The sequence below is a fragment of the Deinococcus frigens DSM 12807 genome, assembly GCF_000701425.1.
GTDB lineage: Bacteria > Deinococcota > Deinococci > Deinococcales > Deinococcaceae > Deinococcus > Deinococcus frigens.
The window spans coordinates 1-5,524 of sequence record NZ_JNIW01000109.1; the positions used below are offsets into that span (position 1 = coordinate 1).

Consider the following 5,524-nt stretch of genomic DNA (forward strand, 5'->3'; position numbering starts at 1 on the left):
TTGCATCCACTTTTCAAAGCTTTTTTTGAAGTTGGACCCACAAATGCAGACACCCCCGTGCCCACAGCGCTGTGGACCCACCCCATCCCATGCCGAACTGGGCCGTGAAACACAGCCGCGCCAATGATACTCGGATGGCAGCATCCCGGAAAAGTCGGTCAGTGCGGGGGTTTTTCCTTTTTTCTTGTTTCACGCATCGCTATGCGGTGCGTCTTCTGCGGGAGTAGCTCAGCTGGTAGAGCACTACCTTGCCAAGGTAGATGTCGCGAGTTCGAATCTCGTCTCCCGCTCCACACCTGTTCTTGAACGGCCCCCTCCGCAATGGAGGGGGCTTTTCTCTTGTCGCGTCGCGCGTTCTATTTAATCTTAATGCTGTCTGGGTCCAGATCGGTTTCTGGGAACTGAGGGTTCATGTCTTTCAGGGTCTCCAGGATGATCTGACTGATCAAGACGTTGCGAAACCATTTGCGGTCGGCAGGAATGACGTACCACGGGGCCTGCACGGTGCTGGTAGTCAGGGCATCCTGATAGGCGGGTGTGTGCTGATCCCACAGCGCGCGTTCCTCCAGATCGCCCGCACTGAACTTCCACAGCTTGTCGGGATCATCCAGGCGGTCTTGCAGCCGCTGCTCCTGCTCTTGCTTGCTGACGTGCAGATAAAACTTGAGGACGCGCGTGCCGGTGTCGTTTAGCAGCGCCTCGAAATTGCGGATGTGGTCCAGACGCTGCTGGGCGGTGCGGTCGTCGATGATGTCGTGGACTCGGGTCACCAAAACGTCCTCGTAGTGGCTGCGGTTAAAGACGGCCACCATGCCCCTCTTGGGCGTCTTGGCGTGAATGCGCCACAGGAAATCGTGGGCCAGTTCTTCCTCGGAAGGGACTTTAAAGTTGGCGATGTGGACGCCGTTGGGATTAAAGGCACCGATCACATGCTTGACCGTGCCGTCCTTGCCCCCCGCGTCCCGTGCCTGCAAGACGATCAGCAGGGCCTGTTTGTTCTCGGCATACAGCCGTTCTTGCCAGTGGGCCAGCTCATCGGCGAGTGCTTTGGTCCACGCCTTGCCCTCACTTTTGTCCAGACCGTCGTCCTCGTCGGTCTTCCAATTTTTAAGCTTGACATTTTTGCCGACTTTCACGCGGTAGCCTTCGGTCTTCAGGTCCATGCCCGTGAGGCTAGCACCTGCGAGCTGCCGGTCCGGGACGCTTCCCTGGCATATCCTGAAGAGATGCGGCAACCTTCAAACGATTGGGATGATTTCGCCAGGTGTGCTGGGTGATTGATGACGGATGCTGACCGCCGCTATGACCATCTGGACCGCGAGGCGCTGATCAAGTTGCTGGAAAAACACGCCGCCGCTCAGACCTTTGGTCTGGTCTGGGAGCGCGGCGAAGAGACGGGGCCTGATGCCGTGGCACTACACTTTGACGCAGGTCTGAGCGTGGGCGACGCGCCGTATCGCCACCTTATCGTCGAGGGCGACAATCTGGACGCCCTGCGCTTCTTGCAACTGACCCATCAGGGCAGGGTCAAGTGCATCTATATTGACCCGCCGTACAACACCGGGGGCCAGGAACTCGCCTACCATGACCGCTATCACGGTAAGGACGACGCCTACCGGCATTCGGCTTGGCTGGAATTCATGGCCCAGCGTCTGAATCTGGCGCGTGAGTTGCTCACCCCGGACGGCGTGCTGTTCGTTTCTATCGACGACTACGAGGTGGCCCGCCTGACCCTGCTGCTGGACGGGGTGTTTCCGGGGGGCAAGGTGGGAACCTTGGTGTGGCGGCGGCGTTCGGGCAGCAATGACGTGCCCGCCAGCTTTCTGAGCGTCGATCACGAGTACGTGCTGTGCTACGCCCACCCCGGCTTCTCATTCGCCGGGCTGGACAAGGACCTGTCGGGCTACAAGGACCATGATCCGGGCCACCCCGAGCCATGGAAACGCGGCGATCTGTCCAAAGCGCACGACTACCGCGCCCGCCCGAATGGGTTCTACCCCATTCACAATCCAATTGAGGACATCTGGTACGCGCCCAACCCCAAGCGGGTCTGGGCCTTCGCCTCCGAGCGGTACGTCAAACAGGGCCAGAAGCTGCGGCGTGAAACGATGGAGCAACTGATCCGCGAGGGGCGGGTGATCTTTCCGAAAAAAGACCGCACTGCCGTTTATGTCACGCTCGAGGAGTTGCGCGCCGCCATCGTGAAGGGCGACGCCCCGCATTTCCTCCAGCTCGGCCTGTACGACACGCCCGCAGAGGAAACTGCGTATCTGGCGCAGTATGTCGGCAAACGCCTGGGCTACGGCACGCCGGGTTACAAGCGCTTTCGCTCGGAGGTCAGGCGGGCGAACAAGCCTCTTTCGAGCTGGATCGTGGGCATGAAGGAGGAAGGCGAGCAAGACCGGACGGTGCTGCGCAGCGGCCTGAATGCCGAGGGCACCGCGCTGCTGGGGCAGATGCTCCAGTCGGCGGGCGTGGGCTTCAGCTATCCCAAACCGCTGTCGCTGATCCAGACCCTGATCGCGCAGGCCACCGGCCCGGACGACACCGTGCTGGATTTCTTCGCGGGCAGCGGGACCACGGCGCACGCGGTCCTGGCGCTGAATGCCGCCGATCACACCTCAAATCGCCGCTTTATCCTGGTGTCTTCCACCGAGGCCACGGCGCAGGAGCCAGCCAGGAATCTGTGCCAGTCCGTGACCCGTGAGCGGGTGGGGCGGGCCATTCAGGGCTACACCCACCGCACCCGCTCCGGCCCGGTGGATGTGCCGGGACTGGGAGGGGAGTTTGCCTATCTGCGTGCGGCCCACCTCCTGACCGGGGAGACGGCACACCAGCAGATCTGGTTTGCCCTGCAACTGCGTCACCTTCAGGTCTTGGGACACTATTGCCCGGACCGCGCCCTTCAGCAACAGTGGACCGCTGATCTGGTACTGCTGTATTTAACCGAAACCAGCCGTGAAGTGCTAGACGAAGTTGAGCGATTGGCGAGGAAGGCGGGGCGGCCCGTGACCGTTTACACCTGGCAGGCGGAGGAGGTGGAGGCGGCCACCATGCTGGAGAATGTCGCCGTCTGCTCCCTTCCAGCCGAGTTGCGAGAGGCTTTTGGAGGAACATGCCCCTGACCGCCGCCGACGCCATTCCCCTGCGCGATCTGGTGTCGGAGGAGATGGTGGGGGCGGCGGCCATCACCTGCGCCCGCCTGCTGCCGCATGTCCGGGACCGGGCCGATCTGCATGGTCGCGATCCGCTGGAGAAATACCACAACCTGCTGATGGGCGAGGTGGCCGAACTGGCGGTGATCGCGTACCTGACGGGCCAGGGCAAGTCCGCCGTCTCCGCCGTGGACAAGGCCGCCACGACGCCCGACGCGGGCCACGATCTCCTCGTGTGCCGGGAAAACGGCACGGCGGCGAAGTGTTCGGTGAAGTCCTCGCTGTCGTACCGGCATGGCATCGGGGCGATTCCGGGGCAGTTCCGGCCCGCCTTCAACCGCCGGGAGCCGCGCGACATCAACATCCAGGTGTACTTCCACTACCGGCTGGACAGCGAGCCGAGAACGACTGTGGCGGCCTCGACCCACGCGTACATCATCGGCTGGGCCTCCGAGAAAAAGTTACTGGATTCGGGATTTATCGTTTATAACGGTGAGAAACGGCGGGTGGCCGATCTGAAACTGGCCGATCTGTCACCGATGGCTGAACTGCTGCCGCTGCTGTCGTAAAGGGTTGGTCGTGGCAAGCCCCACAGCCCCTCCCCGCTTTTCGCCGTAGCCTGGGCCGCATGGACAGGCCGTTGGTGTGTGTGGGGGCGCTGGTTTCGGACCGGGCGGGGCGCGTGTTGCTGGTCCGGACGACCAAGTGGCGCGGATTGTGGGGCGTGCCAGGGGGCAAGGTGGACTGGGGCGAGACCCTGCTGGACGCCGTGGCCCGCGAGTTCCGCGAGGAAACCGGGCTGGTGCTGTTAGACATCCGCTCCGCCCAGACGCAGGAGGCGATCCTCTCGCCGGAGTTTCACAAGGCCAGTCACATGCTGCTCTTTGATTACTTTGCCCGCACAGACAAGACCGAGATCACGCCCAACGAGGAAATCGAGGAATGGGTCTGGGTCACGCTGGCCGGGGCCGCCGTCTACCCGCTGAACACCTACACGCAAACGCTGGTGGAACTGGCCCAGCGCGAGGAAAAGTGAAGGGAACGGCGCTGGTCACCGGCTCGGCCCACGGCATTGGGCGGGCGCTGGCCGTCGCGCTGGCACAGGAGGGTTACGGCATCGCGGTGCATTACCGGAGCAGCGCGGAGCGGGCCGAGGAAACTGCGCAACGGTGCGAGGCGGCGGGCGTGCAGGCCGTGACCTTGCAGGCCGATCTCACCGATCCCGCCCAGGCCCGTGAGGTGGTGCGGCAGGCACACGCCGCCTTTGCCGGATCGCCGCTGGCCGTGCTGGTCAACAACGTGGGCAATTATGTGAATAAGCCGCTGCTGGACACCACCGACGCCGAATGGGCCGAGATGCTGGGCAGCAACCTGGGTGCCACCTTCGCCACCTGCCAGGAGGCTGCGCCGCTGATGCAGGCGGTGGGCTTCGGGCGCATCGTCAACCTGGGCTACGCGGGCGCACGCAACCTGACGGCGCGGCCCGGCATCGTGCCGTATGTGATCGCCAAGACCGGCGTGCTGCAAGTGTCGCGCTCGCTGGCGGCGGTGCTGGCGGGCAGCGGGGTCAGCGTGAACGTGGTCAGCCCCGGCGTGATTGACACCAGCGTGTCCCAGCCCCTACGCGAGATTCCTGCCGGGCGCGCGGGAACGGTGGCCGAACTGGTGGACGCCGCGCTGTACTTTGTGCGGGCCAGCGACTACGTGACCGGGCAGGAATTGGAAGTGGCCGGGGGCTGGAACCTCTAACCAGGCTGTGAATCTCCTGATCTGGTCCGTCTGATGGCTGGATTACTAGCGAATGCCCCCTCAGATGGACGTTAAAACATGAGGGATTATGAGTGAATGCTGATCTGCGAAACGTTGGTGGCATTACTGGGTGAGAATCCACAGAAGCTACTCTGCTTTGCTGGAGGGCAGGTCATCTGGCAGTGACTGGCCTTTTCTCAAGGCGCGTCGGATTTTTCACCACATGCAATATCCCGTGCGTTTATGATTCCTTCAGTTTCCAGACCACAGTTCAGATTGAGCGCCTGGCGGCCTGACAAATTTTATGAGGGCGGACGGAAAACGAGCTGCCAGCCAACTTCAAGGGTGGTTTGAGGAGGGGCATGAAGGCGTTTCCGATGGCCCAGTGGCTCAGGGTCAGGCCCACCCTGGAGCGTCAGGCGAGAGAAGATTGCCTGACCACGGCTCAGCGCGTAATGAACCGCCCGGAGACCGATCTTGAGGTAGCTCAGCGCCCGCCGCCAGTGGGGATCGACGTGTCGTCGATCCCCACGCTGCACCACCTCGATACCTTCGGAGACGAGCAGCAAGGTCGCCACCGACAGCACCAGGATCAGGCGCTCCAGACTGGCGGCGTCGCG

Annotated in this window: 6 protein-coding genes, 1 tRNA gene and 1 rRNA gene; 7 read left to right on the forward strand and 1 reads right to left on the reverse strand. The window is 62.7% G+C overall.

Annotated elements, in window-relative coordinates; genetic code table 11:
- Positions 1-53: 53 nt before the first annotated feature.
- A 5S ribosomal RNA gene (rrf, locus tag Q322_RS0119435) occupies positions 54-170 on the forward strand.
- Between the two features lie 47 nt (positions 171-217).
- Positions 218-293 (forward strand) — tRNA-Gly (locus Q322_RS0119440).
- A gap of 63 nt (positions 294-356) precedes the next feature.
- Here Q322_RS0119440 and Q322_RS0119445 read toward each other — a convergent pair.
- Positions 357-1,157 carry a polyphosphate kinase 2 family protein gene (locus Q322_RS0119445; RefSeq protein WP_084148109.1) on the reverse strand — a complete coding sequence of 267 codons (801 nt, stop codon included), beginning with the start codon at positions 1,155-1,157 and terminating at the stop codon, positions 357-359.
- Positions 1,158-1,280: 123 nt separating this feature from the next.
- On the opposite strand from Q322_RS0119445, the gene Q322_RS21370 reads away from it, so the two are divergent.
- The 5 genes from Q322_RS21370 to Q322_RS23690 all read left to right on the forward strand — a co-directional run.
- Positions 1,281-3,125: a site-specific DNA-methyltransferase gene (locus Q322_RS21370; protein WP_051668796.1), complete on the forward strand. Its 1,845-nt coding sequence runs from the start codon at positions 1,281-1,283 to the stop codon at positions 3,123-3,125.
- The gene (locus Q322_RS0119455) at positions 3,116-3,724 is read left to right on the forward strand and encodes a hypothetical protein (RefSeq protein ID WP_029479511.1); all 609 of its coding nucleotides are present in this window, start codon (positions 3,116-3,118) and stop codon (positions 3,722-3,724) included. The genes Q322_RS21370 and Q322_RS0119455 overlap by 10 nt, the downstream gene beginning before the upstream one ends.
- A gap of 59 nt (positions 3,725-3,783) precedes the next feature.
- Positions 3,784-4,191, forward strand: a complete 408-nt coding sequence (locus Q322_RS0119460; protein ID WP_029479512.1) for an NUDIX domain-containing protein — start codon at positions 3,784-3,786, stop codon at positions 4,189-4,191.
- A complete protein-coding gene (gene tmpR, locus Q322_RS0119465) occupies positions 4,188-4,904 on the forward strand; it encodes a bifunctional dihydropteridine reductase/dihydrofolate reductase TmpR (protein WP_029479513.1) in 717 nt (238 codons plus the stop codon). The genes Q322_RS0119460 and tmpR overlap by 4 nt, the downstream gene beginning before the upstream one ends.
- Positions 4,905-5,266: 362 nt before the next feature.
- On the forward strand, positions 5,267-5,524 hold a 258-nt coding region (locus tag Q322_RS23690; RefSeq protein WP_029479514.1), incomplete at its 3' end, for a hypothetical protein.

Excerpts from the sequence above, each read along its gene's own strand:
- Q322_RS21370 (WP_051668796.1), top strand. The coding sequence starts at position 1,281 with ATGACGGATGCTGACCGCCGCTATGACCATCTGGACCGCGAGGCGCTG.
- Q322_RS0119455 (WP_029479511.1), top strand. The coding sequence starts at position 3,116 with ATGCCCCTGACCGCCGCCGACGCCATTCCCCTGCGCGATCTGGTGTCG.
- Q322_RS0119460 (WP_029479512.1), top strand. The coding sequence starts at position 3,784 with ATGGACAGGCCGTTGGTGTGTGTGGGGGCGCTGGTTTCGGACCGGGCG.